Source organism: Castellaniella caeni NBRC 101664, from assembly GCF_001592225.1.
Lineage (GTDB): Bacteria > Pseudomonadota > Gammaproteobacteria > Burkholderiales > Burkholderiaceae_B > Castellaniella > Castellaniella caeni.
This window is the reverse complement of sequence record NZ_BCWN01000026.1, coordinates 1-26,389: the sequence shown is the minus strand read 5'-3', so window position 1 is coordinate 26,389 and position 26,389 is coordinate 1. Positions and strand designations below refer to the sequence as shown.

The 26,389-nt window shown below is 59.4% G+C and carries 15 protein-coding genes; 8 read left to right on the top strand and 7 right to left on the bottom strand.

The window, feature by feature from the left end:
• Nucleotides 1-154: 154 nt before the first annotated feature.
• Nucleotides 155-1,420 carry a DUF3987 domain-containing protein gene (locus tag CCA01S_RS13620; protein WP_066459426.1) on the bottom strand — a complete coding sequence of 422 codons (1,266 nt, stop codon included), beginning with the start codon at nucleotides 1,418-1,420 and terminating at the stop codon, nucleotides 155-157.
• 155 nt (nucleotides 1,421-1,575) lie between these two features.
• Here CCA01S_RS13620 and CCA01S_RS13615 point away from each other — a divergent pair, with 155 nt between their 5' ends.
• A complete protein-coding gene (locus tag CCA01S_RS13615) occupies nucleotides 1,576-2,862 on the top strand; it encodes a hypothetical protein (RefSeq protein ID WP_146030678.1) in 1,287 nt (428 codons plus the stop codon).
• A 5-nt stretch (nucleotides 2,863-2,867) separates the two neighbouring features.
• Nucleotides 2,868-3,980 (top strand): hypothetical protein, encoded by a 1,113-nt coding sequence (locus CCA01S_RS13610; RefSeq protein WP_146030677.1) that lies wholly within the window; start codon nucleotides 2,868-2,870, stop codon nucleotides 3,978-3,980.
• A gap of 223 nt (nucleotides 3,981-4,203) precedes the next feature.
• Here CCA01S_RS13610 and CCA01S_RS13605 read toward each other — a convergent pair whose 3' ends face one another.
• From CCA01S_RS13605 to CCA01S_RS13590, 4 genes are all read right to left on the bottom strand, one after another.
• Nucleotides 4,204-5,334, bottom strand: coding sequence for a beta family protein (locus CCA01S_RS13605; RefSeq protein ID WP_066459421.1), 1,131 nt, complete (start codon nucleotides 5,332-5,334; stop codon nucleotides 4,204-4,206).
• A gap of 1 nt (nucleotide 5,335) precedes the next feature.
• A complete protein-coding gene (locus tag CCA01S_RS13600; RefSeq protein ID WP_066459419.1) occupies nucleotides 5,336-6,565 on the bottom strand; it encodes an ImmA/IrrE family metallo-endopeptidase in 1,230 nt (409 codons plus the stop codon).
• Nucleotides 6,566-7,477: 912 nt separating this feature from the next.
• Nucleotides 7,478-8,041, bottom strand: a complete 564-nt coding sequence (locus CCA01S_RS13595; protein ID WP_066459418.1) for a hypothetical protein — start codon at nucleotides 8,039-8,041, stop codon at nucleotides 7,478-7,480.
• Nucleotides 8,042-8,127: 86 nt separating this feature from the next.
• The gene (locus CCA01S_RS13590; RefSeq protein ID WP_066459417.1) at nucleotides 8,128-9,357 is read right to left on the bottom strand and encodes a nucleoside recognition domain-containing protein; all 1,230 of its coding nucleotides are present in this window, start codon (nucleotides 9,355-9,357) and stop codon (nucleotides 8,128-8,130) included.
• A gap of 316 nt (nucleotides 9,358-9,673) precedes the next feature.
• Here CCA01S_RS13590 and CCA01S_RS13585 point away from each other — a divergent pair, with 316 nt between their 5' ends.
• The 5 genes from CCA01S_RS13585 (at nucleotide 9,674) to CCA01S_RS13565 (ending at nucleotide 15,790) form a co-directional block, all read left to right on the top strand.
• Nucleotides 9,674-11,179 (top strand): TolC family outer membrane protein, encoded by a 1,506-nt coding sequence (locus tag CCA01S_RS13585; RefSeq protein ID WP_066459415.1) that lies wholly within the window; start codon nucleotides 9,674-9,676, stop codon nucleotides 11,177-11,179.
• Between the two features lie 99 nt (nucleotides 11,180-11,278).
• Entirely contained in the window at nucleotides 11,279-11,500 is a 222-nt protein-coding gene (locus CCA01S_RS13580; protein WP_066459414.1) for a hypothetical protein, read from the top strand.
• A gap of 7 nt (nucleotides 11,501-11,507) precedes the next feature.
• Nucleotides 11,508-13,769: a type I secretion system permease/ATPase gene (locus tag CCA01S_RS13575; RefSeq protein ID WP_084386777.1), complete on the top strand. Its 2,262-nt coding sequence runs from the start codon at nucleotides 11,508-11,510 to the stop codon at nucleotides 13,767-13,769.
• 1 nt (nucleotide 13,770) lies between these two features.
• A complete protein-coding gene (locus CCA01S_RS13570) occupies nucleotides 13,771-15,132 on the top strand; it encodes an HlyD family type I secretion periplasmic adaptor subunit (RefSeq protein ID WP_084386776.1) in 1,362 nt (453 codons plus the stop codon).
• Between the two features lie 22 nt (nucleotides 15,133-15,154).
• Complete coding sequence (locus CCA01S_RS13565; RefSeq protein ID WP_066459412.1) at nucleotides 15,155-15,790, top strand: response regulator transcription factor; 636 nt, start codon at nucleotides 15,155-15,157, stop codon at nucleotides 15,788-15,790.
• A 12-nt stretch (nucleotides 15,791-15,802) separates the two neighbouring features.
• Here the strand turns inward: CCA01S_RS13565 and CCA01S_RS13560 are convergent, their stop codons facing one another.
• Both CCA01S_RS13560 and CCA01S_RS16330 read right to left on the bottom strand, forming a co-directional pair.
• Entirely contained in the window at nucleotides 15,803-16,057 is a 255-nt protein-coding gene (locus CCA01S_RS13560) for a CopG family antitoxin (RefSeq protein ID WP_084386775.1), read from the bottom strand.
• Nucleotides 16,035-16,328: a BrnT family toxin gene (locus tag CCA01S_RS16330; protein ID WP_084386774.1), complete on the bottom strand. Its 294-nt coding sequence runs from the start codon at nucleotides 16,326-16,328 to the stop codon at nucleotides 16,035-16,037. Before CCA01S_RS16330 ends, CCA01S_RS13560 begins: the two co-directional genes overlap by 23 nt.
• Nucleotides 16,329-16,702: 374 nt before the next feature.
• On the opposite strand from CCA01S_RS16330, the gene CCA01S_RS13555 reads away from it, so the two are divergent.
• On the top strand, nucleotides 16,703-26,002 hold the full coding sequence (locus CCA01S_RS13555) for a retention module-containing protein (protein ID WP_198150022.1): 9,300 nt from the start codon (nucleotides 16,703-16,705) through the stop codon (nucleotides 26,000-26,002).
• The last annotated feature ends 387 nt before the right edge of the window (nucleotides 26,003-26,389 follow it).

The window sequence follows — 26,389 nt, the reverse complement described above, 5'->3', positions numbered from 1 at the left end:
TAAATTAATCCTAATAAAAACCAGAAGTCCTGCCTCACCAAATTCACGGCAAGGTCAGGACAGGTTTTGTCAAAATGTCGGTAGGGGACGGGACCGGCTACGATGTGCCGATATACGGAAACGTCCGCATATCCAAGGCATAAAGCAGCAGAGCCTACAGGCGGACATCGCCGAGGATACGCTCTAGGTGGTCACGGGGCGGCAGCAATTCGATGTAGTCCTCTCCACCAAGGCGTAACATGCGGGCACGTCCTTGATGGAACAGTTCCCCAATGGCGCTACGCAGCCGGGCTACTGTCATGCCAATCACCATTGCAACCTTGCTGATTTGGCTATAGGCAAACTGCCGCTCCCTATGGTCAAGCATCCACTGCACGAGAGTGGCTGCATCCCGTACCTTCCGAGGTTCTTGCTCCAGAGGGTTGTGCATCCATTGGTAGGCCTCGAAGTGATACCAGCAGACTTGCTCTGCCATTTCGACCAGTTCTGCCGACACGTCGCCTTCGCAGCCCAGGAACACATGATTCTTGGCTGCCATGCGAGCAATGTGTCCGGTCAGCTTGGCCAGGAAGTCGCGGCAATGTGCAAGATCTGGTTGTGCCATCAGGCTAAGGTTACGTTCTTGTAGCTCACGCAGAATTGCCTTGGCGCCCCTGCTTAACGCCACTGATGACGGGTCTTTCTTGCCAGTGCGGATACAGGCATCAAGCTCATCCAGCATTGCTGTTACATGTTCGTCGTATTGCTCATGAGCATGGCCAGTTTTGACATCGTCGGGGTCTTCTGATCCGGTCCATTTATCGAGGACGATGTGATAGAGAAAGCGAGCGTCCAAGCCGCTGGCTTTCAACTCGTCACCTCGTTTTTTACAGAATGTGTTAAAGAGGCTGGGCTGCACCATGAACAATGTCGTCAGGAATCCACGGATCTCCATGCGTGGTTCATCCACACGGCCGTGCTGGATTACCTTTCCGCTGGAAAGATTAGCCAGAGTGGGGAAGTCCTTGGTCCGCAGCATGCTTAGTGCTACGGCGCCTTCATCAACGATCCATCCTGAAACCGGCCACTGCTCTAAGGATCGCAACAATGCCTGCACTGAGACGTCATCGTGCAGCAACGCCTGCGGGACGATGGGACGCGGTTCTTGCGCCAACTCATTGGCCAGCAGTGCCTCGATGGCCTGCGTTTCCTCGCCGTTCACCAAACATTCTTTGATGACATCTTCGATGCGTCGTACCCGTTTCTTCCAAACGCGATGTGCGGCCTGCTGCTGGTGGCGATCCATCGGTACCTGAGTAGCGCGCTGAGAGCACCACCGCGTGATGGCGGCAGTGAGCGGACCATAGTGGAAGCTCTTGCCCGCCCCCGAAGGCGCTAATAAGATGCCGAATGATGTCAGGGGCGCTGTGCCGATCATCATCTTTTTATTGGATCTGCCAGTTGCGTAGGGGTTCGCTGCGGTCGCGCTTCGGGAGTATAGAAAATTTGCAGTGGTACCCAGATGGATAAACTGGGGCCGAGGCGCCGAATAGGGTAGACTATCATTGTGAGCGAATCAATCTGCGAGAGATTTCAATGGATAAGAAAATTGCAGTAGCACGCTGCCATGAAATTCAATTGGCAATCCGGGACAAAGAGGTTCCTCGCTTCGAGTCAATCCCGGAAATCGGGATGGCAGTCCAACTGGCTTTGCATATTCGAGGGCTTCCTCTTATCGAGTATGACTTGCTGAAGCTCGTAGCATCTACGATGCTTGGTATCCCTCGTCTTACTGTAGATAGAATAGTGGAGCTGCTGGCTGAAATCGAGTTTGTGCGAATTACAAGAGACGGAAAGCGCATTAAAGCGGTGCTGCCCACCGTTCCTTACTTTGAGCAGCTTTACGAGGGTATCGGAGATTACTTCGAGACGGTCGCGAAGCCTGATGAATTCGAAGAGCTGACACTGGAGATCGTTGATCGGCTTGCGGAAGCGCCTCACAATGTAGACTCCCTGGCTGGGAAAATCGGTCTGACCGGTTCAGATAGAAAATTCTTTGACGCTAGCATCGATATCGGCACCCAAGGTAGCTTCCTGATTAGCCGTCGGGCGCGGGCCAAAACTGTGCTGCTCAATCCTACCTACTTCTCAGAAAACGCAGACGTTTTCGCTGACCATGTGGCCAATTGCGGTGCGGGTAGTGTTCAGAGGACACTCAAATTGGTTCAATCTGCTCAAGGCTGGCCGTTGTCACTCATTGAGAAAACAGGCGAGATTTCGGGCACGAAGATTAGCCCTGATGATATTCAGTTACTGAAGCGCCTCGCACAGGACGGCCTCGTTAAGCCACCGATGATATCTACTACTCATGCGGGTCAGTCTTTTTTTATTTTCTCGCCGACACCTGGTTTCATGAACGTTAGTCCGTTGAAGCGTGAACAATATGAGCGGGCGCTTTCGATTGTTTCCGCTGTGCGACAAGGACAATTGCTACCTAATCGATTCCGCATTCGTAGCCCCGGTGCTGTGCTGTACAAATTGAAGACTGATCTTCAACTGGCTCCTACGACCGACTACTCGGAGCAGTATCAGAACCTTGTCCAAGGTCGGATTGCGCGCTTGGTTAAGCTCGATAATGGGTATCGGCAGCTTCAGATTATCGACACTCCGGAAAACCGCGAATCGTTGAGGATCGCGTATCAGCTAGTTGAAGGCGACAGACCTCCCGATTTGTCGCTGGACAAAGAGGCGATGAGTGCTATGACGGGAACGCAGGAATACGTAGAGTCTCTGATCAGCTCTCGCAAACTGCGTGAACGGGAAACGATTGTACTGCCAGAGGAAAAGCAGTTTGAACTCGGCCAACTTTTGCTCGGATTTTAATACCAATGCTGAAAGATCGTGCACAAAAAGCTACTGCCCTATCATTGAGCGTTTCAAAGCGCTGGCTGCCGCAACTGGAGGTGGATATAGAGGCATCCACTCAGGTCGAACAGGCCAAATATCTTTTGACCGATCTTGATGTCTTAGCCGTCGCTCCGGCACCGATTGGCGGGCATATCCGAATGGTCTTTGACTGCAAAAGCGGAGCGAAAGAATCCGCAATCGGCCGAGCTTTTTGGCTTCGCGGTGTTATGACTCGTGCAGCAGCCACCCACGGATTCGTCGTGTTGAACGAAAAGGTTGCAATAAAGCATGACCATCGTATTAGTGCTTCAGAATTGTCAGTCTCTTTACTACACGAATCCGAATTCGAGGACTTAGCTCAATGTATGGGCGGTACAACGAAGAGTATTGAGTCTGCGGCAGCGGACATCGATGCGTGGGATTGCTTTCTCGGCATAGCAAAGAAGTATCCCGCGACATCTGAGTATCTGAATTTTGCGAAATCTGCGTTCTGGATGGCGAAAGACCCCGGTGAACAATGCCGGAAGACCGTTGCTAAACTTAGATCGATTAGAACAGAGCTCGATCCGGCAAAGCCCGAGCATGTTGCGATTTTTGGCGACTCGCTATGCCTGTTTCTGCTGGCCCTCTCGGAGTTGGCGAACCGGCTCTTTTTGGTGCTGCTAAGACCAACATCGCAAGATGAGTTTTCGTCATCGTTGTTGGCTCTCCTGTACGGCGGCTACGACAGTCTGGAGGCGGCTCAAAAGATTCGTCGATTGACTAGCAGAACTATCTCTGACGACGCTGTTAGCATTTTTCCCGAAATTGAAAAATTTGAACAACTGGTTCGCGAGATCCTGCAAGCTCCGCAGCAAGGACTCGGAGCTTCATTGCTCGCACGTGAGTTGAGCTTTTCCTTGTTGATGTCTGGTGGGGTAACTGGGCTCCAACGTAAGTTGGCAGTTGAGGCACCCCATGCCTCGAAATTCGTGCTACTGGCGAGCGAGTATCTTCGAAAGGCGGCGAGGTTGCCCTTAGAGTTTTCTGAAATTTATTCGAATGCTGCTCTGAGCCTTTCTGCGAGTGTGCTTAGGCCGTCAACGAAGGCTTAAACATGGGAGATTCCTTCACCGCTTTTACGGGAGGATTACCCTATCTGGGTGCCATTTTGTTTGGTGCCGCTTCTCTGTGCGAGTGCAGAGGTTGCAAGGCTCTTTGCAACCTGTGAGGCCTGCTTATTCGCAAAATCTCCGAAGCAAGCGTTCCAGCGAGGCTAGATGTTTGTTTCGTATGCCTTCCTATAATCTTCTCCGAGGCCTTCGCTGAAAATTTTTCTTAGACACTTACGACCGAGGCGGTGGTTTTCAACTCGAACTCCTCAACTTCAGCAACAACCCACGCCATGTGATGGCTAGTGTCAATGGCAATCCAATCTGTGGAGTTACCTTTGAACTCTTCCTTGCTACAGGCCAGAATCCGCGCATCTCCCCAACTGAAGTCCTTGCCCATGTAGTGGATGGAGTCTACGACGGTTTTGGCAAGCTTGTACATCTGCGCCCCCTTTCCTGGCTGTTGCACAGAATGGCCCCGCACAATGTAGTAACTCTGTCCTATCGTGTGCCGAATTTTTCCGTTCGTATTTGGCGAGATCACGTCTTCGGCAGTGTTGGGGCCGCGAACGCCGTAGTCGCCAAAGAGCCACTTCACTTGAGGGTAAGTGACCCGCATGGCCTGCCAGAGGAGCATTTCCTTCCGAATGACTTTGCCCGTTGAGTCTTGCTTCTTGACGGCCTTATCGATACTCGGCGGGAGTGAACATCCGGCAGTGGAGAAGAACTTGAATCCCAATGGCGCGAGAACCTGCATCACTCGATCCGCCTGATCCGTCAGGTCTTCGATAGACAGGGCTGTGACATCTCCAAAATCAATAAGGGCTGCGCAGCGTTCTGGCTCAATGCTCAGGTCATCAAGGATGTCGAGCACACGCTCTTCGAAGAACTCAGGATCTTCCGCGTCTTCGATCGCGTGCGAGTCGAGCCGCATGCAGTAGTAGCCGTCTTCGGGGACTTCTACGCCTTGCATGGCGAGTCGATAAGTGGTGCTGTCCCAGCGGTCATAGCCAATGACGGGGATGACTTGCACGCCCATCGATTCAAGTCTGGAATAGATGTAAGGGAGTACGTGTTCGCCAGTTTCCGTAAGCGAGTCAGGATTCCATTGGAAGGCGTCCACCAAAGCACTCCTGCCGCTCCGGACCTGCGCAATACGCTGGGCCGTTTCATCCAGATAGGCGCAGGTCAGAGCACTGCTATTCTTGAAGCGAGCTGCTGTCCGTACCCCCTCTCCGATCCTGCATACTTCAAAGAGTGGCAAGGTTCGGCGATCATGCGTCTTCTTTGCTTCGGCGAGGGCCCGGAATTCACCAGGTTTTGCTTTGTAGATCGGGAGGTAGTTGTTGGCAGTCATCTCAGACCTCGATATCGATAGTGGGCTGGTGGAACATGGCTCTTACCTGGTTATGACCAACAAGATCGCTAAACAGGTGATAGTTGCCGGTTTCTTTGCGCAGCCTGCCGGCAATGATTGCGGGATGGATCTTCAATTCCCTAGAGAGTCGGTCAATCGACTCTTTCCCGGGCGAAATGAATGCATCGCTTCTCTTCCAAATCAACCGAGGAATAAACGCCTCCCTCGCTAGACGATTGGCTTCCGCCTCTCGCCGGTCTTCAGAGGACGCATCCAGATCATCGAGGAATGCATCCCGATCGCTAACATGCTTCCAAAGGTGTGCGACTTCATGGAGAAGCGTGAACCAGAAGTTGTCCAGTCGATCGTGCCGGAGGGTTAAGCCGACAATTGGTGTTCCGTCAGCATCTTTGAGTGCGGCCCCGTCTAGCTGCGTGCCCTTAAGATGCGGCTCGATCACAACAGCGATTCCGTGCTTCTCAAGGTATTCAACCGCTAGCAATGGGCCACGCTCAGACCAACTCAACTGCGCCAGTTCCTTCAAGAATCCTGCATTCAGCGTGTTCTCGTCGAAGTGTCCAAGCTTGGTTTTCTTGTCCCTAGAAGACTGAATTACCCGCGCCAGCCAAGCGTACAGCGCATACTGCGTAGTTGGCGACTGAGCCTCCCCTGCAATTGTCCGCCTGAAAGATGCTGCACCGAAATGTAGTCCAGCATCCGATATAAATCCCTTTACGATATCTTCAACTTCCGACTTTGCATTTTTTGAGAAATTCTCCAGCCATCCACGCCTCGCCATTTCTTTGGCGGGGAACTTAGACCAATCAACCTCATTCGTCTTCTTTGGGTTATCAGCAACCGACAGGCCAATAAGAGTATCTGCGGACAGGCCAAGTCCGATAGATAGCGCGCGGATCATCTGAACCGTCAGTGGCCGCTTGCGGCGGAGAACCTCCGATACCCTGCTACTCGTTCCAAAATATGGGATTAGATCCGCCTGCCTTAGACCCTTCTCGCCCATTCGAAAGAGAATTGCATCAATCGGATCAGGGCTTTCCACAGGGTACTTTGTGTTTTCGTAGACCTCCAGGAGCACTGTCAGAAGTTCAAGCTTGTCGCTGCCACTTGTGTTTAGTGAGGGGCCTTGCGCCATCAGCGCTTGGACTTCAGCCAGGTAAGCGTTGTACTGCTCCCTTGTGCGGATGACTTTCGGTTGTTCAGTGGATTTCATCTTCGACCTTCAAATCCGTAATAAGGGCAACGCCTTGGGGGAAGGCGATGAGCAAACAGATCACCCAATTGCAGTTGCCCACAGGGAACGTGAAGACACCCTCGCCTTGATGGCGAGAGTTCGGAAACTGATCACGCACATCTGATGGCTGCTTCCAGTGCGCATCGATTACCTCGGTCGCCCAGCTACGCACCCATTTTTCGACCTGCTCACTTCCGCCTAGAAGGCCGTCTAGTCGTTCTCGTCCCAGTAGCCGCATATTTATGTTCCCATTTTGGGAGAATCATCTACCTATTTAGCTTTTATGTCAATCCCAATATGGGAGATTTTTCCGACCAACAGGCTCTCGGATCGAGGGAACTGCGGCCTAATGTCTACGTGTTCACCAACACATAGGCGCACACCGAGAGAGCAGTTTGGGCTTGACGCTCAGGCGCCTTTCGTATTCGTATCTTTTCCCTGCTGGCGGGGCTTCGTACCCCTCGGTCGTGCGGATGAGGATGTGGGCCACGGCACGCCCCTGTTTGTCCCATGACCGTTAGTGACTTAGAATGCGGAACGGGTCTGAGGCGGTGCAGAACGATCCAACTGCAGCCAGGGCTTTCGGGGGTAGTTTTGGGGGTATCTGAAATCCCCCAAAGAGGCAGATCAAGTCTCTATGCGGCTTTTAAGCAACAGTAGGAATGCCTCCGTCGCCAGCAAAATATCCAAGATCGTCCAAGACGCTCTTGAAAGCCCTAGAGAATCAACGCTCTGGGGCTTTTTCTTTTTCAGGCAAACAAACCGCCTTGAGGGCAGCTGAGCCACGAACAGGCCGAGGCCAAAGGCGCCTTGGTCGATGTATTGAAGAAAACCCGGCCCGTGGAACACGCACAGGCAAAAGCTTGCCGGTGGGCACCTGAAGCTGGGGGCTCAGCGGCCCGGCATGCGATCGGGGTCGTACAGGGGGTCGGGGCCCGGATGAAAGCGGGTGACGTGGCTGCCGTCCTGGCCGAAGTACACGAACATCAGTGAATTCCAGACGTGATCCTGCCGGTAGCGGTAGTTCCAGACGACCTGGCGCGTGCCGGGCAGGCCCACGCTGTCGATGAAGGCGGGTGGGCCGAATTCGCAGCGCACTTGTTCGGGCGTCCAGGTGCCTTGCTTGAGCACCTGGAAGTGTTCGTCGGTCAGGATCGGCTGCATCGCCTCGATCCGGCCTGCCGCGTCGAGGGTGCCGCCCCAGGCGTATTGCCCCAGCGGCTGCTGCGACCAGATGGCACGCGCCTGGCCGTTGCGGTCGGTGCATTGCAGGGTAGGGGCGCCAAAGTGGGCTTCGATCTGCGTCAGCGGAGTGCCCGGGGCCGTGCTGCCGATGCCGGCACAGGCGCTCAGGCTGGCGAGCAGGGCGGGCGCCAGCAAGCGCCGCAGGATGCGGCCCCGGTGTTGTCGGGCGGGCTGGCATGGCGAGGATAGGGTGCTTGGTGTGTGCGGCATGGCGGCTGGCTCCGGTGTGGCGTGCGTATCGTGGCACGCAGACGCGCGCGACGGGCGCGGCGGTTACGTGCCACACATCATTGTAGTCAGCCAAAGAACCAGTAGCACACGCCGATGGCGGCCAGCACGCCCGACAGATCGGCCAGCAACGCGCAGCCGACGGCGTGGCGCGCACGGCGGATGCCAACGGCGCCGAAATAGACCGCCAGCACGTAGAACGTCGTCTCGGTGCTGCCCTGGATCGTGGCGGACAGCAGCGAGGCGAAGCTGTCCGGGCCGGTGTGCTGCATGGTCTCGATCATCAGGGCACGTGCCGCGCTGCCCGAAAACGGCTTGACCAGGGCCGTGGGCAGGGCGTCCACGAAGCGGCTGTCCAGGCCGCTGAGCGTAACCAGCCAGCGGATGGCGTCCAGCAGCAGGTCAAGCGCGCCTGAAGCGCGCAGCACGCCCACCGCGCACAGCATCGCGACCAGATAGGGCAGCAGTTCTTTGCAGACATCGAAGCCTTCTTTGGCGCCTTCCAGAAAACTGTCGTAGACGGGTACGCGCTTCCAGGCGCCCACGATGAGAAACGCGATGATGATGCCAAACAGCGTCAGGTTGCCCAGCAGCGAAGACAGCGCCGCCACGGCGCTGCTGCCCAGGCTGGCCAGCACGGCAATGAAGCCGCCCAGCAACAGGGCACCCGTGCCCAGCCAGGCGAGCACCACGGTGTCGGCCAGGCGCAGACGCTGCAGGCAGGCGACGGATAGCAGCCCCGTCAGCGTCGAGGCCGAGGTGGCCAGCAAAATTGGCAGGAACACCAGGGTGGGGTCGTGCGCGCCTTGCTGCGCCCGGTACATGAAAATGGTGACCGGCAGCAAGGTGAGCGACGAAGAATTGAGCACCAGAAACAGGATCTGCGCGTTGGTGGCGATCCGCGGCTGCGGGTTGAGGGTCTGCAGCTCGCGCATGGCGCGCAGCCCGATGGGCGTGGCCGCGTTGTCCAGCCCCAGGGCGTTGGCGGCGAAGTTGAGCGTCATCAGCCCCAGGGCCGGGTGGCCGGGGGGCACGCCGGGCATCAGCCGCCGGAACAAAGGCCCCAGCGCGCGGGCCAGCAGCTGCACCAGGCCCGCCTTTTCGGCGATCTGCAAAAAGCCCATCCAGAGCGTCAGCGTGCCAAACAGCAGCAGCATCAGCTTCACGGAGAGGTCGGCCATGCCGAACAGACTTGTAACAAGCTGGGCGAAGATGGCCGCGTTTCCCAGCACCAGCCATTGGAACAAGGCGGCTGCCGCGGCAGTCAGGAAGAGGGCGAGCCAGAGCGTGTTCAGCATAAAAACATTGTAAAAAGTAGGATATCCCGTCTGTTTTGCTCAACTTGTGCTGTTCACAATTGGTGCGACTTTGTACAATGCATCAACGTTTGTCACATCAAACAAACAGCAAGACGCAAGTTCATGCTTCAAGAACACTGGCCGGAAACCAGTGGCTCCGACTTGCCAATGGGTGGGTTCACCAATCGAGCCATGTTGAGATAACACCACATGAAAGGCGGCGCGTCAGCCGCAGTTTGCCCCGTTCGTGCTTGTTTCATCCACATATATGTTTTCCGCTTCATCGCGCAAGACATGTTTCCCAGGAGCCCCAAACATGGCTAGCCAGAAAGTCGTCTTGTCCGTCCTTGCCGCTGCCGCCGCCTTTGCATTGTCCGCCAGCGCCGGCGCCGAAAACGTCACGCTGCCACAGGCGGTCGAATCGGCAGTGTTGCACAACCCCGAGATCGCCGCCCAGTTCCACAACTTCCAGTCCAGCCTCGAAGGCCAGAAGGTCGGCCGCGGCCGACTGCTGCCCGAGGTCAACCTGCAAGGCTGGACGGGCCGCGAATACCGTGGCGCCGCCAGCGACGGTCCCTCCACCGACTGGACGCGCACGGGCTACAGCCTGTCGCTGCGCCAGCTGTTGTTCGACGGCTTCTCCACCATCAACGATGTGCGCCAGCTGGGCTTTGAAAAGCTGGCCGACTACTACACGCTCAAGGCCACGGTCGACAGCCTGGCGCAGCAGGCCACGCAGGCCTATCTCGACGTGCAGCGCTACCGCGAACAGGTGCGTCTGGCCGAGCAAAACTACAAGCTGCACACCGACATCTTCAAGCAGATCTCCGAGCGCAGCCAATCCGGCGTGGGCCGCGGGGTCGATGAAGTGCAGGCCCAGGCCCGACTGGCTCTGGCGCAGACCAACCTCATGACGGCCAACGGCAACCTCAACGACGTCACGCAGCGCTACCAGCGACTCACCGGCACGGTGCCGCCCGACACCATGGCCGCGGCACCCAACACCGACGCGCTGCTGCCCAAGAACCCCGACAACTTCACCGACTCGGTGCGGGTCAACCCTTCGGTGCTGTCCAAGCAGGCCCTGGTGCAGGCCGCCGAACGTGGCAAGGCTTCGGCCAAGGGGCACTTTGCGCCAACGGTCGAACTGCGGGCCGCCACGGGCCGCGACCGCTCCGATCCGCCCTACATCAACGACGAAAGCACGCAAAGCTCCAACGTCCAGCTGATGGCCACCTTCAACCTGTTCCGGGGCGGTGCCGACAGCGCCCGCGTGCGCCAGACGGCAGCGCAAACCTACGCCGCGCGCGATGTGCGCGACTACACCTGCCGCAACGTGCAGCAAGAACTGGCCATTGCCTGGAACAACGTGGTGCGCCTGCGCGCGCAGATGCCTTTCCTGCAGGCCCACGAGCGCGACATCTCTCAGGTGCGGGTCGCCTATTTGCAGCAGTTCAAGATCGGCCAGCGCACGCTGCTCGATCTGCTCGACACCGAAAACGAACTTTTCGATGCCCGTCAGGCGCTCACCAACGGCGCCTACGACCTGCGCAACGCCGAATACCAGTGGCTGGCGCTGGCGCACAAGCTGTTGCCGGCGCTCAGCCTGGCCGATCCCTACGCCGATCAGCCCGACGAGGCCTCCAAGCTGCAGTTTCCGGATGAAATCCTGAAAGCCTGCGTCACCCCGCTGCCCAACACCAGCAATCTGCAGCCGGTGCGGGTCAACTACAAGTCCGGGCTCAACCCGCCTGAACTCACCCCCGCCAAGGGGCAGCGCACAGGTACGGCATCGGCAGGCAAGGCCAGCGGCTGGAACTAAACTCCGGTTTACGGGCCTCTAGGCCAGCATTCGTGCGTAGTGCCGGCATGCGGGCCGCCCCGGGGGCGGCCCCATTTTTCCGTTGTAATGAGGTGCAAGATGGCCGCTGATAAAAGTCAGCTTCAGCACGATCTCTCCGAGCTCGATGCCAGTTTCATCCGGGTGCTCGAGGACGTGATCGATGCCCTGGTCGCCAATGGTTCGCTGCGCCTCACCGACCTGCCCGAGCAGGCGCTGGCCAAGCTCAGCCAGCGCAAGCAGACCCGCCGTCGGCTGCACGATGCGCTCGACCTCATTCCCGATGACGACTCCATCCTCTGATGCTGCCATGGCTGCGCAACCTGATTCTGTTTCTCCCGCAAGCGCCGACCCGGCGGCCGCACCCGGCCCCGAGGCCGTCGCGCCCGAAGCCCGCCAGGCCGCGCCTGGCCAGGGCGGCGTGCCGCCGCACGCGCGGGGCGCCACGCCCCACCAGCTGCACGACGATCCGCTGCTGGCAAGCCTGGTGCTGATCACCCAGCTGCTGGGCCGCCCCTGCACGGCGCAGCAGCTGTCTTCGGGCCTGCCGCTGGTCGATCAGTGCCTCACGCCCTCGCTGCTGGCGCGGGCGGCGGCGCGCGCGCAGTGCGGCGCGCGCATCGTGCGCCGCAGCCTGGGCGGCTGGTCGCGCGGCGTCCTGCCGGCCATCCTGTTTCTCAAAGACCAGCGCACCTGCGTGCTGATCCGCGAGCGCGAAGACCAATACCTGGTGCAGTACCCGGAATCGCCCGAACCCGTCGAGGTGCAGAAGGCCGACCTCCAGATCGAATACGCCGGGCTGGCGGCCTTCGTGCGCCCCAAGTACCGCACCGAAGACCGCACACAGGACGCCCACATGCGGGCGCGCAGCGGCCACTGGTTCTGGGCCGCCATGCTGGGCAACTGGAAGCTCTACCGCGACGCCATCGCCGCGGCGCTGCTGATCAACATCTTTGCCCTGGTGATGCCGCTGTACACGATGAACATCTACGATCGCGTCATCCCCAACAGCGCGGTCGAAACCCTGTGGGCGCTGACCATCGGCATTGCCCTGGCCATGGTGTTCAACCTGGCGCTCACCGGCATCCGCGCCTACGTGGTCGATATCGCCAGCAAGCGGGTCGATGTCGAGCTGTCCTCGCGCATCATGGAACAAGTGCTCGACCTGCGCATGGAAAGCCGTCCCGTGTCGGTGGGCTCGTTCGCCTCCAACCTGCGCTCCTTCGAATCCGTGCGCGATTTCATCGCCTCGGCCAGTCTCACCACATTGGTCGATCTGCCCTTCGTGGTGCTGTTTCTGGTGGTGCTGGCCTGGATTTCCCCCTGGATGGTGCTGCCGCCCATCGTCGCCATCCTCATCATCCTGGCCGTGTCGCTGGTGGCCCTGGCGCGGGTCGAGAAAATGACGCTCGAATCCTTTCAGGCGGGCGCGCAGCGCAACGCCGGCCTCATCGAGGCCCTGAACGGCATGGAAACCGTCAAGGCGCTCAACGCGCAAAGCTATTCGCAGCGCATGTGGGAAGAATCCACCCGCTGGCTGGCCGAGCTGGGCGCGCACATCAAGCTCACCTCGTCGGTCACCGTCAGCTTCGTGCAGACCAGCCAGCAGCTGGTCAACATCGCGGTGGTGGTCATCGGCGTCTATCTGGTGCAAGACGGCATGACCATGGGCGGCATCATCGCGGCCTCGATGATTTCCGGGCGCTGCCTGGCACCGCTGGGGCAGGTGGTGGGCCTCATGATGCAATACCACAACGCCAAGGCCTCGCTCAAATCCATCGACAACTACATGTCCATGCCGGTCGAGCGCCCGGCCAACCAGGCGTTCATGCCGCGCCCCGTGCTCAAGGGCGGCATCGAATTCCAGGGCGTCACCTTCGCCTATCCCAACACGCAGATGGCGGCGCTGGATGGCGTCAGTTTCCGCATCCAGCCTGGCGAGAAGGTCGGCATCATCGGGCGCATCGGCTCGGGCAAGACCACGCTTGAAAAACTGGTGCTCAAGCTCTACGCGCCAGTGCAGGGCGCCGTGCTGATCGACGGCATCGACCTCAACCAGATCGACCCGGCCGACGTACGCCGCACCATCGGTTACGTGCCGCAAGACCCGGTGCTGTTCTACGGCACGCTCAGGCACAACCTCACGATTGCCTCGCCCTTTGCGTCCGACGAAGACGTGCTGCGCGCCGCCCAGCTGGCGGGGGTGGACGAGTTCGCCGCCAGCCACCCCGAAGGCTACAACATGATCGTGGGCGAGCGCGGCGATTCGCTCTCAGGCGGGCAGCGGCAGTCCATCGCCATTGCGCGCGCGCTGGTCAACGACCCGCAAATCCTGCTGCTGGACGAACCCAGCAGCAATATGGATCACCAAAGCGAATCTCAGCTCAAGGCCCGCCTGCGCGCCGCCAGCGAAGGCAAGACCATGATCCTGGTCACGCACCGCACGTCGCTGCTCGACCTGGTCGATCGGCTCATGGTCATCGACCATGGCCGCATCGTGGCCGACGGCCCCAAGGCCCAGGTGGTCGAGGCCCTGCGCCAGGGCCGCATCGGCGGGGCGCGCAGGGGCTGACATGGCATTGTTTCCAAAATTGCTCTCCGGTCTGCGCCAGTCCTTCGCGCCGGGCGACCATCAAAGCAACAAGAACATGGTGCAGGACGCCGCCTGGGTATTCAGCAACCAGCGGGCGCGCGGCTCGCGGGTGCTCATCTGGATGTCGCTCATCACCATCGGCGTGCTGGTCTTCTGGGCGGCCACGGCCGACATCGACGAGGTCGTGCGCGGCGAGGGCAAGGTCGTGCCTTCGCGCCAAGTGCAGGTCGTGCAAAGCCTGGATGGCGGGGTGGTGCAGGAAATTCTCGTGCGTCCGGGCGACAAGGTCGTCAAAAACCAGGTGCTCTTGCGCATCGACCCCACGCGCTATTCGTCCTCGCTGGGTGAAAACCGCGTCGAGGCCCTGGCGCTGAAGGCCAAGGTGGCCCGGCTCGAAGCCATCGCCAACGGCACGCCCTTCCAGGCCCCGACCGACGTGCTCGAGCAGGCCCCGCAGCTGGCCGAGCAGGAAGGCCACGTATGGCGGGCCCGTACGCGGGAACTGCAGGCCAACCTGGACGTCGCCAGAGAGCAGCTCAACCAGCGCCAGCAAGAGCTGCGTTCCACGATTGCCAACCGCGACCAGGCCGCCACCAGCTGCAGCCTGTCCTCGCGCGAATACGCCATGACCAAGCCGCTGCTTGCCAGCGGCGCCGTGTCGCAGGTGGATCTGCTGCGCCTGCAGCGCGACGTCGCCAAGTACTGCGGCGACCAGAAATCCGCCGCCGCGCAGATCGACAAAATCCAGGCCTCCATCCAGGAAGCCGAGGCCAAGCTGAAGGAAACCGAGGTCACCTTCCGCAACCAGGCGCGCACCGAACTGTCCGACACCCGGGCTAAGCTGTCCACCTTGCTGGAAAGCCAGGTGGCGCTGGCCGACCGCGTCACTTCGTCCAACATCCGTTCGCCCGTCAACGACACGGTCAAGACCCTGACGGCCAATACCATCGGCGGCGTGGTGCAGCCAGGCAAGGACATCATGGAAATCGTGCCGTCCGACGATACCCTGCTGCTGGAAGTGCGCATCAATCCGCGCGACATCGGCTTCCTGTACCCGGGCCAGAAGGCCGAAGTCAAATTCACGGCGTACGACTTTTCCATCTACGGCGGCCTGCAGGGGCACGTGGAAGAGATCGGCGCCGACTCGATCACGGATGAGAAGGGCAATTCGTATTACTTGGTGAAGGTGCGAACCGACAGCGCGTTTGTGGGCAGCGACGATCGCCCCATCCTGCCGGGGATGATGGCCGAAGTGCACATCCTCACCGGCAAGCGCACCTTGATGCAGTATCTGCTGAAACCCGTGCTGCGGGCGCATTCCAATGCGTTTCGCGAGCGCTGATGGTGAAAAGGGGGAGACACTCATGACGTTACCCGTTCTGTTGCTGACAGCCGACGACGCGCTCTACCAGCATTGGTCGGGGTTGTCCCAGTTCGACTGGGCACCGGCGCGCGCGCGACACCTGAGCGATCTCGTCAGCTGGGGGTGCCGTGGCGTCTCAGTCATCCTGGATGCCCGCCTGCTGCCCACCGCCAACGACCAGATTCCACCCATTCCCGCCGGGCTGCAGATCGTCGTGGCCAGCACCCATCCCGGCGACCCCGAAGGCCAGCGCGCCCTGGTGGCCGGCGCCGTCGGCTACGTGCACGCCTATATGCCGGTGCAGGGGCTCGACCGCGTGCTGCGGCACGTGATGGGGGGCGAAATCTGGGTGGGCAAGAGCATGCTCACCCGCATGCTCAGCCAGATCGGCCGCGCCGTGCCCGAGCCCGACCAGGACTGGGCGCGCGACCTCACGTCGCGCGAGCGCGACGTGGCCCGTTACGTGGCGCAGGGCCATTCCAACCAATCGATTGCCGACAGCCTGGGCATTACCGAACGCACCGTGCGCGCGCACATCTCGGCCATCTTCGAAAAAATGGGCGTCACCGACCGCCTGATGCTGGCACTGCGGGTGCACGGCATCGAGCAGCAGGCCAGAAAAGGCCTGGGCGTTTGATTGAAACTTGGTCTATGGATGCTTGCGGCGCATGACATCCGATTCCAGCAGCATCCGCACGTAGCGGGTGTAGGGGATGCCCCTGGCCTTGGCGCGTGCCTTGACCGCATCAAGCAAGGAGGCTGGCAGGCGCATGTTCAGGGATACCGACTTGGGCGCTAGCTCGAAGCGCATGGGCTTGAATTGCGAAAAATCCAAGCCTGATAAATCCTGATCAAGAAAGGCTTCTGCCGCACGATCAGAGTCAAATTGAGGAACTTTCTTCATAACGGTTTGCCTCCCGAGCATGCATGTAGCGCGCACTGATTGGGCGGATGGACAGCCGATCACCCCATTGCCTGAGCGCGAAGGCGACGAACATTGGACGCCCCTGAGGATTGCGACCCACCGCAATATACCGTGGCTCTTGCTGCGAGTGCGTAGCGTCCGGTGCTATTCGCGCCGACTTGAGCATGTATTCAATTTCTTCCCGAGAAACGCCATGCTTGCCACATTTAGGCCAATTTCCGGCATCCCAATCGAAACCTGAAATCTTCATTCAGACTACACTTTTGTGTAGAAGAAAGCAAAACGCGGTCGGGGAGCCATAACCAACTTCGGGCGGGTGCTTATGAGCAAACTCTCCGCATGAGCAACGATGTACTTGAGGTCAGGCATGGTCGGCATCCAGATAGAGGGATGCCCATTGTCCGAACCGCAGCAATCGCAGCCAACTGGCAGCCCTGCCAAGGGATGCAAATAGCGCGCTCAACCGACATGCCCATCCCGGTTATTGCTTGCTCCAAATCCCTGCCCTATTGGCTGACACGACAATAGGCAGCACTTCTTTCCATCTGTAGCATTCTCCCCATGATTGCCGTCAAAGCGCCTCACGCGCCCCGGCACGACCTCATTCACACAGGGGATACCCACATGGCTACCGATACCGTTCTCATCACCCACGTCACAGGCAAAGCCTGGATGCGCAATGCTGATGGCAACCTCGTTGCGCTGCACGAAGGCATGCGGGTTCCCGTCGATGCCCATATCCTGACGGACAGTGGCGCCAGCGTCACCCTGCAGGCCACGGGTGTTCCTCCCGTCATCGTCGGCCAGAACACCGACATGGTCGTGACCGACGATCTGGCCCAGGCCCAGCCGCAGCCTGCGGACAACGCGGTGGCGCCCCCGGCTGACCCGGTGGCTGACCAGGTACTGGCCGCGCTGGATGCGGGTCAAGACCCGTTTGATACCCTCGACCCGACCGCGGCGGTGCTGACTGGTGGTGGCGGCGGTGGTGCCAGCTTCACGCGTCTGGCTGCCATCACAGAATCCGTGTCGCCGCTGGATCTGGCGTATCCGCGTCCGGGCGTGGAAACGCCGGAATTCGTGCAGTTGGGCGGGGTTGCCGGGGCGGCGGACGCTGCCGTGCCCGCCGGGCCGACGATTGATATTCCTGATGGAAATGACAATCCGGGCGGCGCTGGGCAAGATCCCTCAATTGTCCCGGGCACGTTCTCCATTTTGGAGAACAATACTCACCAGTCCCAATCTCCAGCCCTTTTCGCGCTGCTCTCGACGCCCGCTGACAACACGCCGACCCATAACGGGTATTCGGGGACGTTCGCCATCTCTGCGGCAGCTGGCTTGGGTTCCCTGCAGTTCACCTACGTGCCTGAATCGGCTCCGTCCGCACCCGAGGGCACCAACCCGGGGGGCGGCAGCTCGACGGCTGACCCGGTTGTTCGTGTCATCTCGGCCACCGAACTGGCCGGTGCCTCGGTAGATGACCCCATCGTGATCGACACCGATCGCGGGCTGCTGCACATCACAGGGTACAACCCCGCCACTGGCGTCGTGGATTACACCTACTGGTCCGATGGCGCCCAGACGCACAATCAGGCCACAGGCAATGACGAGTCCGTGTTCGACACCATCGGTATCACCGTGGTCGATGGGCTTGGCCGGGCCACATCCTCAGATCTGGTGGCGAACATCCTGGACACCCAGCCGTTTGCCAACAACGATGCCAATCAGGTCACAGAAGACACTGATCTGATCGCCAAGGGCAACGTCATTACTGGTTGGCATGAAACATCTCCCGCCGATGGCAGGGACTCCCTAGGCGCGGATGACAACACCACCGTCACCGGCGTTCAGGCTGGTGGCGTCGCTTCGGGCGACACTGCGGTCGGTGGTGTAGGCACTGTCATTCAAGGCACGTATGGCGACCTGTTTCTCACCGACCATGGCTTCTATGTTTATAAATTAGTCAGTGATCCCGAAGACGATCGTTATTTTGCCGTCCAGGCCCTGGGTCAGGGTGAAGGCAACGGCGATGTGGACGTCTTCACCTATACCGTGACCGACGCCGATGGCGACACCTCCACCGCGACGCTGACGCTCGCCGTCAACGGCACCAATGACGTGCCCACGATCACCTTCGGTGGTCAAGATGGCGCCAATGCCAATGCATTCGTGACCGAAGAAGGCCTGAGCGCCGGGCTTCTTCCGCCGCATGGGGCCGGGCTCCCGGAATCCGGCGATCCGGTAAATACGAATGCCAGCGGCACCTTTACGGTGCACGACGGGGACAAGGGCGATGCGGTCGCCTCCGTGACGCTGGGCGAACCAACCTCGTCGCTGACGTCTAGCGGCTTGCCAGTGCACTGGGTACTGTCTGACGACGGCCAAATGCTGACTGGACAGATCGGCATCACGGCGTTGGGCAAGTTCTACGCTCTGGGCGATGTGATCAAAGTCACGCTCGATGGCAACCCGACGGATGGCTATTCCTACCAGGTCGAGCTGCTGGCTCCGGTTCAGCATGCTGCCGGTGGCGGAGAAAACGACCTGACGCTGCAGGTGCCCATTGTGGTCAAGGACACCTACGACGCAGAGGCTACCGGCAATCTCCTGACGATCACCATCCACGACGATGCCCCGCAGGCCTCCGTGGATTCCACCCACGTGCTGGAAGATGGCAGTTACTCGGAAACGCATGTCAGGGGCAATGTCCTGAGCAACGACGATTTCGGCGCTGACGGCCCCAATCTGCGGCATATGGTGGCGTGGGGAAGCACTTTTGTCGAAGTAGACAGTTCAGGCAACGCCGTTGACGATGGCGCCAATATCTCGGATTACGGCACTTTCAAGCCCGGCCTCATCCCCGGCGACTGGACTTTCAATCTGAACAATTCCAGCCTGGCGACTCAGGCCCTGGGTGCGGGCGAGACCAAAAGCTTCCAGATCGAATACACGATCACCGACAACGACGGCGATACGTCTACCTCGACCCTGACCATCAATATCCAGGGCAAGGACGACGGTGTCACGGTCAATGTGCCCAAGGATCATGGCGCACCCGTGCAGGGTGTCACGACCGACCGCGTGGTCTATGAAAGCGGCCTGACCGATGGCAGCCATCCGAATGCGGCCGATACCTTGGTGCAGTCCCACTTCACCATCAAGGCGCTGGACGGCCTGAGCGATTCGGCTGCGGTCAAGATTGGCTACACGGATGCCGATGGTAACCAGACCTTCCAGATCAGCCGGTCTGATCTGGAGGCCTTGGACGCTGCTCATCCTCAGACGATCACCACCCAGTACGGCACGATGATCCTGAATGGCTATTCCCAGGCGGCGGACGGCACCATCACGGTCAGCTACACCTACACGTTGACCTCGGCGCCGAACGTGTCTGGCGACCAGACGCAGGATCAGTTCCAGATCACGGCCACGGATCGCGATGGCGATTCCAACCAGCAGAACCTGAACATCACCATCAAGGACGATGCGCCGGACGCCAAGAACGACTACACCTCTATTTCCGAGGAAGGCCTTTCTGTGGGCGGCAATGTCGTGGATGGCGGTAGCGGCCATGGCCATCCTGGGCGCGATACGACGGGTGCCGATGGCGCCGAGGTTTCCCATATTGCCACCGCAGGTGGTGGGTCGGATGTGCAGGACAATAGTGGCGCCGGCACGACCATCGAGGGCAAATACGGCGATCTGACCATCCACCCGGATGGCAGCTACACCTATACACTGGTCACGGATACGACTGAAAATCACGATCGCTATGAAGCCCTGCAGGCCCTGGGCGGCGATAACGGCAATGGCAAGGAAGTCTTCACTTACACCCTGCGCGACGGCGATGGCGACACTGACACCGCCACGCTGACGATCAAGGTGACGGGCGTCAACGATGCGCCCACGCTGGATTTTGGCTCGCATGGCGGGTTTGCCGCCGTCTCTGAAGAAGGCCTGACGACCCTCACCAATTACGACAATGGCATCCCCGGTCACGGTAACAACCAGCCCAGCGGGGATTGGACGCATGGCAGCAATCAGGCGATTGCTGGTGGCTCCTTCACCATCAAGGATGTCGATAGCGATCTGCACGACGCGACTGTGTTGCTGGCGGGTACTGCCAAGGGCCTCAGCCTGTCTACCGGCACGGAATATGACCTGACATCGCATGGCGAAGCCGTCGAGTGGCATTTCGATGCTGATAGTGGTGTCTTGCAGGGCTATACCGGAACAGTGGGCCAGGCGGACTACCAGGAAATCATTCAGATTCAGCTTCATCCTGGTGCGATCAGCGGCAACGAGCAGCAATACACCTACACGGTCACTCTGCAGGGCGCCATCGATCACCCGGACAGCACGCATGCCCACGAGGACGTGCTGAACCTGAAGATTCCGGTCAGTGTGAGCGACGGCGACGGCGGTACATCCGACACGCAGTACATCACAGTTCGTGTTGAGGACGACAGTCCGTATGCCACGAATTACGAGACGACAGCCACATTGACTGAGGATCAGCCTGCAGCCAGCGATTTCTCGGCTACCTTCGACTTTGCCCATCTGCAGGGCACCAACGGCAATACAGCGTTCACGTCCGACGGCCTGGGTATTACGCTGAGCGCCACGGGCTTCGATTATGTGTCGAAGAAGCATGGTGGTCGCTGGGAAGACGGCCACTCGGCTACCATCACGCAGGGTGCTGGCGGCCTGGGCGTTGATACTGGGGATCACGAGCCCTACTATGCCCTGGGTTCGGAAATCAGTTATCGGGATTTCAGTGGCTGGGGTAATCGCGGTGGCACCGAATCCCTGAACATTCATCTGGATGACGGGAAGACGGCCAGCAGCATCGACGTGGAACTGTCCTCTTTCTTCCAAGGAGAGGGCGAACAGGGACGGGTCAGCTTCTACTTGAACGGTGAGGAAGTCGGTACATCCGTCCTACTGGTCGCAGATCAGGGCGGTGATTTCACCAGGACAGGCCTGAGCGCGGGTGACGGTATCGTTTTTGACGAAGTCCGATTCACGGCTGTGGACGACACGCCCAACTCCAATGACACCAAGAACGGTAAGACAGACAACAGCGACTACGCCCTGAAGAGCATCACTTTCCATGGTTCGGAGTCGGCAGCTGATACCGTGCTGGCGACGGCGGGCGGCGACGTGGATGTGCAATATGGCGCGGACGGTGCAGGTGGCCTGGGCGTGGCCGTCTCCTTGGCAGGCGTCCAATCCGGCGACAGCAGCCTGACCATAGAGCAGGATGGCCTGACCCTGACCGCCTACACACAGGATGGGCATCAGAAGGTGTTTTCCTTCACGATGGGCGAGGATGGTAACTGGACGTTTGACCAGTACCGTGCCATCGATGCCAACGGCAGCGCGGCGGGCAATGGTCATCTCGTCTTCGACTACACCGTCACCGACGCCGATGGCGATCCGGCGACAGGGCACCTGACGATCAATCTGCCCGACCTGGGGCCGAGCATCGACATCCCTGCAGACCCCAACGTTGAAGGCGTCAGCGCCGTCGTCACGGATGAAAACCTGACCCCGCACGGTAACCCCGATGGCGGCAATGGGCAGTATGGCCAGGATGCGCCGTTTGGAGACAACGCCAGTGCCACGATCGCCACCGGCGCCATCAACCTGTCCGATCCCGATACCGCGCTGAAAGACCTGACGGTCACGCTGGGAACCGGAGTGGGGGTGTCCTACGGCTATCGGGATGGCGACGATCTGGTGACTAAAGATTCCAGCGATGCTGACGCTCATCCGCTTTCCTCTCAGGGGCAGCCGGTTTCGTGGACGCTGGATGGCAGCGGCAATTTGATTGGTCACACTGGTACGGGCTCTGACTATCGCGTCGTGTTGACAGTCGAACTGCAGCACGATTCTGATGGCGCCGTGACGGGCTATCAAGTCACGCAATCCGGCCCGTTGGATCACCTGGGCATCAATCAGGAAGACGTCATCGACCTGACGATTCCGGTCTCGGTATCGGACGGGCATTCGGGGGCGGACAGCACCATCACCATCCGCATCGAAGACGACAGTCCGGAAGTCATCTCGGGCGTGGATCATGATGTCAACCTGGAAGGTGTGGACGTCGGCGCGGCCGTGACCGGCAGCCTGGGCGTTTCCGTGGGCGCCGATTACGCAGGCGCGCATGTGGCGATCACCCGTACGGACGGTTCCAGCCTGGATGGTCAACCCGTAATGGGGCAGGTCGGTGATACCTCTGTACAGTTGACTTCCGGCGGCGTCAACCTGGTCTATGTGACCCGCGCCGACGGTAGTGTCATCGCCGTCAAGGATGGCGATGCCAGCCAGACTCCGATTCTGACCATCGTCCCCAGCCTGACGGGCGGGGCCGGCGACCATGGCAGTTATACCGTGACCGTGAATGGGGCGATTGATGCCGTGGGTGGCGGTGGTGTGACGACGGGTACGGGCTCGGCCTCGTTCACGAACACGCACGGTGGCGTTTCGGTAGATATGGGTGATGCGCCGTTCTCCGTGACCGTGTCCGGGGTTTCTGGAACGCCGCATTCTAATGGTATCTCTGGAGACGGAGGTCGTCTGGGCATCCAGAACGACGGAAATGACAATACAGCAATCAACAACAACTGGGGTAAAGCAGGCGAGCGGTTGGTGTTTTCCATTGAACCTGATGCAGGTTCTGATGCTAAGGCCACCGAAGCCCACATCAAGATTTTCGATCTGAAGACCGGCGAAACGGCGCTGGTCTACGTCAATGGCAGCGATACGCCCATCACGGTATCGGGATCTTCCGCTGATTTCATCACGATCGACCTGACCGGCTATCCTGACGGCATCCATGAAATCAAGCTGGGAGCCGGGGGTCAACCTGGCATGACTGGCGACAGCAATTACTCGGTTGTCGGGATCGACCTGGGGTATCAATCTGGCTCCGACTCCCATGGCTCCAACGGTCAGCCCGTCCTCGATCTGGGTGCTGTCGTCACCGATGGTGATGGCGATGCTGTAAATGTGCCGATTCACATTACGCTGCCTGACACGACACCTCAGTTGCCCACGCTTGAAAGCAGCGAAGTCAGCGCTAATGAAGACACGATCATCAGCCTGAATTGGGCCAGCTTCGGCGTGACCGGCGGCGATGGCGCGGCGATCAGCATCACGTCGCTGCCCGAACATGGCGTGCTGCAGTATTCCGAAGACGGGAATGTCTGGTTCAACGTCAAGGTCGGCGATCAATTCGACGCCAGCAGCGCCAGTCATCTGCGCTTCGTGCCCGAGCCCAATCAGTCCGGCGGCGCGGCAGGCGACGCGAGCGACAACTACGCCCAACTGACTTACCAGGCCGTCGGCGCGGATGGTCATCCGGCCGGCGATACGGCCACGCTGTCGATTGACATCACGCCGGTGGCGGACGCGCCCGTGCTGCATTTCTCGCTGAGCGAGCCGGTGATTACCGAGGGTAGCAAGACCACCTTGGTTGAGTTCAGCGGCGGGTCATTCAGCTTTGGATCCGATGGCAAGATCATCGGCAATGTGCCGGTCATCGATTATCCGAACAGCGATAAAAATCAAGGTTCGAATACGATACAAGCTAAATACAGCAATATCTTTGTCGTCGAGGGAGACATCAAAGAGGCTAGCAATGGCGCTGATGGGAAAATCGATGGCAAGGCTGGATATGATGTCGTCTACTTCACTAAGAGTGCCGACGAGTACACCATTGTTTCTCCTTACAAAAACGGTCAATGGGATCTCAAAGTCATTGATAATGAAACGAAGGCATATATCGAGCTGAAAAGCATCGAAGCCCTCGTATTCGGTGATGGTGGCACTTGGGGAGACGGGATCAATACCACTGTTCAAACCACCGAAGGTCACGCCACCTACGACGTCGATCTGTCGGCCCAACTGTCCGACACTGATGGCAGCGAAACCCTGACGGCGATCACCGTCGGCGGCTTGCCGAAAGACGCCACGTTCACCGATGGTGACGGGCATCTTGTAGGCGAGGCGGGCGCCAACCACACATGGACATTCCCGGCCGGGACTGACCTGAGCAATCTGCACCTGACGGCGCCTCTTGGGGCGGGCGATAGCGCACCTGATCTGTCCGCTCTCAAGGCCAGCGTCACCTCGGTAGAATCTGCCAACCACGATGCCGCGACGACGGAAGTTCCCGCCACCATCGACCACTACACCGAGACGGTGGGCACGTCGGGCAACGACACCCTGCCGGCTTCCGGCAACGGGGCGGATTCGCACGACGTCTTGGTGGGGGATCCGGGCGGCATGGTGCCGGGCGAGCCGGTTCCTGCAGGCAACTACAACATTGCCCTGCTGGTCGACCTGTCCTACAGCATGCAGGAGAACAACGCAGGCAAGAACGGGAAGGACATCGATCGCCTGGCGATTGCCAAGCAGGCGCTGGCGGGGTTTGCCGACAAACTGGCCGCCCACGATGGCGAGCTGGTCGTCACGCTGATCGGATTCGGCAGCAAGGCGGCGGCGCCTGTGACGGTCGTGCTGAATAGCGCCGACGAAGCCCACAACCTGCAAGTCTTGAAAAACGCGATCGACCATCTGGCGGTCAGCAGTTCCAATCCGGGCTACTACACCAACTATCAGGCGGCGTTCGAAGCGGCGGAAACCTGGTTCGGCAAGACCTCGGGCTCAGGCGTTCACGCTAAGGATGGTTATGGCAACCTGACCTTCTTCCTGACTGACGGCGATCCGACGATGACGAATGGCGCGCATTCGCAACACGGTACGGATACATATGCTCATGATATGCAGGCCGGCATTGATGCTTACAATTCCTTGCTGGCACATACCGGGACCGATGTCTACGCTATCGGCATCGGGGCTGGAGTATCCGAGAATCAGCTCAAATTCTTCGATAACACGACTGAATCGGGTGTTTTGGGCGATGGCAGTATTCAGTTGCCCAACGGCAGTGGCAGCTATTCTGGGTCAACGACGCTGACTGGTCATATCGGCGAAGTCACCCTGGTCGATGACAGCAAGGACAGCAGCATGCAGGACTTGCTCAATGCCTTGGACAAGGGCTTCCAGGACAGCACGCATGCGGGCCTTGGTTCCGATATCCTCCATGGCGGGGCAGGCAACGATATCTTGTTCGGTGACGAACTGAACGTGTCCTGGCTGGATTGGACAGGGAAGGACAAGCCGGACGGCTTAGATGACATGAACGGGCTGGATACCGTGAAGGCCTTCCTGGCTGAAGGCTTGGGTCATGATCCCAGCAACGCGGATGTGTACCAGTTCATCCAGCAGCATGCGGTGAGCTTCGGCACCTCCGACGGTTCGCAGGGCCACGACGATACGCTGCTGGGCGGCGATGGCGACGATCTCCTGTTCGGCCAGGGCGGTAACGACACGCTGAACGGCGGCGCCGGCCACGACGTCCTGTATGGTGGCGCGGGTAACGACATCCTGATCGGCGGCGCCGACAGCGATACGCTGATCGGCGGCGACGGCCACGATACCTTCAAATGGGAACTCAACGACCAATGGACGAATGGCGGCCACGATGCCGTCACCGGCCCAATCCCGGTCGATACGATCAAGGATTTCGGCCAGGGCGACACGTATGGCGTTCACGGGGATATGGACAAGACTCATCAGGATGTGCTGGATATCAGCAGCCTGCTGCAAGGTGAAGAAGCTCATCCGGGCGATCTGACCCAGTACCTGCATGTCTCCGTCGAAGGCAGTAATACTGTCATCAATGTCAGTTCCCACGGCACCCTGAACGCCGCAGGTAATGGCTACGACCAGCAGATCGTTCTGGAAGGGCGCTCTGATTTGGCGGCGGGCCATGATCTGGCTTCGCCTGAAGGCCAGTCCGCCCTGATTAACAGCCTCATCAACGACGGCAAGCTGAAGGTCGATTCGCACTAAACCTGAACCGCCTTTCAGTGGACTTTGCGCCCGTGCTCCCAGTATCTCCGGAGTGCGGGCGTTTTATTTTTCAGCAAGGTGTCGGGCGTGTGGCCTTGTCCGAGTAGCCCAAGGCCTACAGCTGCGCCATGATCAGCACGGCAAACTCGTCCCAGCGATCGCGCCACCTCTCCAATTCTACAATCGCGAAAGGTGAACTGGCCTGTGGAACATGCACCAGCCAAATATCTGCTTCATCAGATCGGATCTGCGCATGGATAAAACAGTGAGTTGTGACGGGCGTCTTTCAGCGTGGCGGCATGGACGTTTTCATCCGTTCGTACTTCCCAGTCTGGCGGGGCCTGGGGCGCATCCCCAGAATGGGGCTTTCCGATCAGAAAGCCCGCC

Bases quoted from the DNA above. Each gene is read 5' to 3' on its own strand.
- CCA01S_RS16330 (WP_084386774.1), bottom strand. From the start codon at position 16,328: ATGAAGATTTCAGGTTTCGATTGGGATGCCGGAAATTGGCCTAAATGT.
- CCA01S_RS13610 (WP_146030677.1), top strand. From the start codon at position 2,868: ATGCTGAAAGATCGTGCACAAAAAGCTACTGCCCTATCATTGAGCGTT.
- CCA01S_RS13620 (WP_066459426.1), bottom strand. From the start codon at position 1,420: ATGATGATCGGCACAGCGCCCCTGACATCATTCGGCATCTTATTAGCG.
- CCA01S_RS13575 (WP_084386777.1), top strand. From the start codon at position 11,508: ATGGCTGCGCAACCTGATTCTGTTTCTCCCGCAAGCGCCGACCCGGCG.
- CCA01S_RS13580 (WP_066459414.1), top strand. From the start codon at position 11,279: ATGGCCGCTGATAAAAGTCAGCTTCAGCACGATCTCTCCGAGCTCGAT.
- CCA01S_RS13600 (WP_066459419.1), bottom strand. From the start codon at position 6,565: ATGAAATCCACTGAACAACCGAAAGTCATCCGCACAAGGGAGCAGTAC.
- CCA01S_RS13570 (WP_084386776.1), top strand. From the start codon at position 13,771: ATGGCATTGTTTCCAAAATTGCTCTCCGGTCTGCGCCAGTCCTTCGCG.
- CCA01S_RS13585 (WP_066459415.1), top strand. From the start codon at position 9,674: ATGGCTAGCCAGAAAGTCGTCTTGTCCGTCCTTGCCGCTGCCGCCGCC.
- CCA01S_RS13615 (WP_146030678.1), top strand. From the start codon at position 1,576: ATGGATAAGAAAATTGCAGTAGCACGCTGCCATGAAATTCAATTGGCA.
- CCA01S_RS13595 (WP_066459418.1), bottom strand. From the start codon at position 8,041: ATGCCGCACACACCAAGCACCCTATCCTCGCCATGCCAGCCCGCCCGA.
- CCA01S_RS13565 (WP_066459412.1), top strand. From the start codon at position 15,155: ATGACGTTACCCGTTCTGTTGCTGACAGCCGACGACGCGCTCTACCAG.
- CCA01S_RS13590 (WP_066459417.1), bottom strand. From the start codon at position 9,357: ATGCTGAACACGCTCTGGCTCGCCCTCTTCCTGACTGCCGCGGCAGCC.
- CCA01S_RS13560 (WP_084386775.1), bottom strand. From the start codon at position 16,057: ATGAAGAAAGTTCCTCAATTTGACTCTGATCGTGCGGCAGAAGCCTTT.
- CCA01S_RS13605 (WP_066459421.1), bottom strand. From the start codon at position 5,334: ATGACTGCCAACAACTACCTCCCGATCTACAAAGCAAAACCTGGTGAA.
- CCA01S_RS13555 (WP_198150022.1), top strand. From the start codon at position 16,703: ATGGCTACCGATACCGTTCTCATCACCCACGTCACAGGCAAAGCCTGG.